We start from the raw sequence: 3,277 nt of genomic DNA, 5'->3' as shown, positions 1-3,277 counted from the left end.
CCAGGGTAGGTGTACGGTGTGTCCAAAACTAAGTGATTAGTTGACCAACCTAGGTTTTCAACCGCGGGACCATAGTCAACAATTGGCTTAGCGTTTGATCCAGATGACCGCACTGTATTTGTTGCGTGGTTTATACCTTGTAAGGTCTTTAAGTTACGACCACCGAGTTGCGCGATAACTTTACCGTTGTTTGGATCAGTTACCGTCATACCGACTTGCATATCATCATCTTTCCAGTTGACATAGTCAGCTGTGTTACCAATGGCGTACGCACGATCTTGTACTTTTTGGTTCAAATTCGTTTGAACGGTTAGACCATCTTTGTTCACGTCGTAGCCAAGTTTCTTAATTTCGGCCAACGTTGACATGATGTACGCATCATCAACCTTTGCTTCTTCATCTTGAGTTGAACTAGAAGGGTGGGTCGTCATCAAACCATCAGTCACAGGTAATGCCATATACTTCTTGGCTTGAGCTTGCGTAATCACGTTGTTTTGCGCCATTGCTTCCAAGACTTCATCACGACGTGCCTTGGCACCCTTTGGATTGACGTAAGGGTCATAACCAGAAGGAGATTGTGGTAATCCAGCCAACAAGGCCATTTGTGGCGTTGATAAGTTCTTTAAATCCTTACCGAAATAGTATTCAGCGGCAGTTTTCATACCGTAAACACCGTTACCCATGTAAACCTTGTTCATATAAAGCGTTAAAATTTGATTTTTTGAATATTCTTTTTCTAGCTTCAGCGCCAACCAAGCTTCTTGGGCCTTACGTTTAATCGTTTGATCACTTGCAGCCGTTGAGAAAGCGGTCAATTTAATCAATTGTTGCGTTAATGTTGAACCACCTTGGAGACCAAGTGATGACCCAGTAAAGTTGGCAAATGCTGCCCCTAAAATACGGCGGGGATCCACCCCGTGGTGCTTATAGAAGCGTCGGTCTTCAATTGAAACCACCGCCATGCGCATCTCTTTGGGAATCTCTGATTGCTTAGCCATCTCGCGCTTGCTACCTGTTGTGTAGAAAACGTTACCGTCTGCATCAAGTAGTTGCGTCTGAGATGTGCCGACTAAGGCAGAGTTGGTGATTTTTGGAGCAGATGAAGCGTAGTAAGCGAATACGCCTGCGCCACCTAATGCACCAACGACGCCCAATGTTGCGAGCGTTAAGATAGTATATTTTGCATATCGCTTGGCCTTTGAACTATTTTTCTTAGGCTGTTTGCGGGATGTCTGAGCATTACGCTGCACACGGGACATCTCTTCTGTCATAACGAAAGTTCTCCTTACTTAGTTACGTTGATTAAGCGGTTCATCGACAGCGACAAGGTAAGGGGTCGTGGGGTTGATTCCCAACGGCACCTGCGCACCTTGCGCGACAATGACATCATATGGTATTGATTTACGCGCCGTCTCTTGCGCGTCCCAGTAGTCAAATAACAGCTGGGCCCAAATTACGTACGTCTCACGCAATGTTGTAAATCGAATAATCATAAAGGCCAGGCCTTCTGAAGCGACCACCTGCTTTAAATGCTTAATCTGATGTTCATGGACGTTTTTCAATGGAAAAGAGCGTTTGTTAGTTGTTTCTTTTGCATCGAAATCAATATAACGGCCGTGATAAACACCATTATAATCAGTTGTTGAAGCCTGGCGAAAGTAAGCTTCAGTAATCTTGGCAGCCGAACGAGCGGGGTAGCTCACGTTTACGATTTGAATCGGCGTCGGTTTCTTATGAATAACCGCCTGACCGGAAACTAAATAAAACTGATTAGCATCATTTAAATCACCTTCAAGCGACATACCACGATTACTTTGCGAACTTGATTTTGCCACCGGCTTCGCAAACGCACTTGCATCAAAGCGGCGTCCATTTGGATAATTAAAAGCCATTTCGTACTCCTGCGTCTTAAGGTATCCTTAGTATTATACCAAAACAAACAAGATACTAACAATAGGACTAAAACGAAACCTAAATATATGGAGGTACACCATGGATCGCATTTGGATGACTGGCTTCCGCAGTTATGAGCTAGGGGTAAATGGGGCCAAAGACCCTAAGCTAGCTGTGATTAAATTTGCCATTGAGCGATTATTACGGACAAGTATTGAAGACGGAGCGGACTGGCTGATTACAGGCGGTCAAATGGGCATTGAACAATGGGCTATTGAAGTCGCACTTGACCTACAAGCGACGGATTATCCCGAGTTTCAAATTGCATTAATGACCCCATTTGCCAAATTTGGCGCGCAGTGGAATGAAAACAACCAAGAAAAGTTGAACCAGCTAAAAAGTCGTGTCAATTTTAGCAGCACTGTTCACCAAGGCGATTTCGGTGGACGGGCACAAATGCAGGCTTATCAGCGGTTCATGTTGACCCACACTGATAAAGGTATTATTTTCTTCGACGAAGAAGCAACTGAATCAAAAGCCCGTTACGATGACACCGCCATGCGCGAATATGCTGAAAACTTTGATTATCCGGTTACCCGCATTGATTTAGACCGGTTACAAGACTATGCAACTGAATATCAAGACTTGCAATGGGATAACTGATAAGTTGTTAAGAAATCTTCATAAACTGGTTTTGTCATGACGCCTAAAAACTGGTAAACTAGATTTATGAACTAAACGGAGGAGTCCAAGTGATGGAAAATGTTCTACACAACCGCGAAGAAATCCTGAATAAGGAATTTAAGAAGACACGTATCGGTGCCGGATACGACATGACAGATGTTGATGCCTTTTTGGACGAAATTATGACGGATTACCAAGCGTTCCAAAACAACATTAATGAGTTGTCGACGCAAAACGACAAGTTAAAGGCACAAGTTGCAGAACTAACGAAACAAGTTAGCGCTTCAGCTATGGCACCTAAGGCTACACCAGCTGCGCCAACGGCAAACACGAACATGGATATCTTGAAGCGTTTGTCTAATTTGGAACGTCGCGTCTTTGGTACACCAACGGAACCAGCTGCACCTCTTTCAACTTCTGTTGAAGAAAAGGCTACACAATCGGCCGAATAGGTGTATAATAAGTAAATGCGATGTGTTAGTGGGTAATTGCGTGTGGCTTATGTCGCATGAGGAAAGTCCATGCTCGCACTGACTGTGATGTCAGTAGTGTTCGTGCTAGCTGAAAAAATAAGGCTAGGCAGCCGATGCAATCGGTTGACGGCCAACGAAAAACCTACGGGTAACTATGGTTTAGTAGTTGTGAAAGTGCCACAGTGACGAACCGTCAAAGAAATGCGACGGGTGGAACGCGGTAAACC

General features: G+C 44.3%; 4 protein-coding genes and 1 other RNA gene (1 of these 5 only partly in view). 3 read left to right on the top strand and 2 right to left on the bottom strand.

Features of this window, described 5'->3' with window-relative positions; translation table 11 throughout:
• Both WEIDD23_RS01680 and recU read right to left on the bottom strand, forming a co-directional pair.
• On the bottom strand, positions 1-1,271 hold a 1,271-nt coding region (locus tag WEIDD23_RS01680), incomplete at its 3' end, for a transglycosylase domain-containing protein (RefSeq protein ID WP_197458775.1).
• Between the two features lie 18 nt (positions 1,272-1,289).
• The gene (gene recU, locus WEIDD23_RS01675; protein WP_062358704.1) at positions 1,290-1,892 is read right to left on the bottom strand and encodes a Holliday junction resolvase RecU; all 603 of its coding nucleotides are present in this window, start codon (positions 1,890-1,892) and stop codon (positions 1,290-1,292) included.
• 100 nt (positions 1,893-1,992) lie between these two features.
• Between recU and WEIDD23_RS01670 the strand changes: the two genes are divergently transcribed.
• From WEIDD23_RS01670 to rnpB, 3 genes are all read left to right on the top strand, one after another.
• Positions 1,993-2,556: an SLOG family protein gene (locus WEIDD23_RS01670; protein WP_010374333.1), complete on the top strand. Its 564-nt coding sequence runs from the start codon at positions 1,993-1,995 to the stop codon at positions 2,554-2,556.
• A 92-nt stretch (positions 2,557-2,648) separates the two neighbouring features.
• The gene (gene gpsB, locus WEIDD23_RS01665; RefSeq protein WP_062358703.1) at positions 2,649-3,029 is read left to right on the top strand and encodes a cell division regulator GpsB; all 381 of its coding nucleotides are present in this window, start codon (positions 2,649-2,651) and stop codon (positions 3,027-3,029) included.
• Between the two features lie 24 nt (positions 3,030-3,053).
• Positions 3,054-3,277: RNase P RNA component class B (gene rnpB, locus WEIDD23_RS01660), an RNA gene on the top strand; it runs 396 nt beyond the window's last position.

The organism is Weissella sp. DD23 (genome assembly GCF_001579105.1).
In the GTDB taxonomy this organism is placed as follows: Bacteria; Bacillota; Bacilli; order Lactobacillales; family Lactobacillaceae; genus Weissella; species Weissella cibaria.
The sequence above is the reverse complement of the archived record's forward strand: the minus strand, read 5'-3'. Positions and strand labels throughout refer to the sequence as shown.

Bases quoted from the DNA above. Each gene is read 5' to 3' on its own strand.
- recU (WP_062358704.1), bottom strand. From the start codon at position 1,892: ATGGCTTTTAATTATCCAAATGGACGCCGCTTTGATGCAAGTGCGTTT.
- WEIDD23_RS01670 (WP_010374333.1), top strand. From the start codon at position 1,993: ATGGATCGCATTTGGATGACTGGCTTCCGCAGTTATGAGCTAGGGGTA.
- gpsB (WP_062358703.1), top strand. From the start codon at position 2,649: ATGGAAAATGTTCTACACAACCGCGAAGAAATCCTGAATAAGGAATTT.